This is a genomic window from Vibrio sp. 10N.222.52.B7 (assembly GCF_041474275.1).
GTDB classification, from domain to species: Bacteria; Pseudomonadota; Gammaproteobacteria; order Enterobacterales; family Vibrionaceae; genus Vibrio; species Vibrio crassostreae_C.
Window position 1 is genome coordinate 1 of the sequence record NZ_JBFRTU010000176.1, and the last position, 493, is coordinate 493.

The following is a 493-nucleotide window of genomic DNA, read 5'->3' on the forward strand; positions in this document are numbered from 1 at the left end:
CGAATTATCCCACCGCTTCCTGGACAAGACAGTTTAATCAAGCCTGGAAAGGGCACCTACATCTCCCCTGAAGATCCCAATTTACTACTCGCCTCACACCCTGGATTGCCCATCATTAAAGATCGAACCATCGAAGTGGATGACGCCTTATGTGTCAGCAACGTCGATGTCTCAACTGGGCACGTTAAATTTAAAGGTAATGTGTTTGTCTCTGGCAACATCGAGCCGGGTATGATCGTCAAGGCGACCGGAAGTGTTACGGTTGGTGGCTTTATCGAATCGGCCGAAGTTCAAGCCCAGGGGGATATCAAAGTCGCCAAAGGCATTATCGGCCACACGACTAAAGAGAGTGAGCCAAAAAGTTGTAAAGTACTTAGCAAAGGTTCTATCACCGCAAGTTACGCACAGAATGCTGAGCTACAAACGGCCAATGACCTTCGACTTGGTGTGCACAGTATGAGTAATGACATTCGCTGTGGTAACAACCTTATCG

General features: G+C 47.9%; 1 protein-coding gene. It reads left to right on the forward strand.

The window, feature by feature from the left end; genetic code table 11:
- The coding region (locus AB4512_RS22110; protein ID WP_372175692.1) for a FapA family protein at nt 1-493 on the forward strand (493 nt) is incomplete at both ends.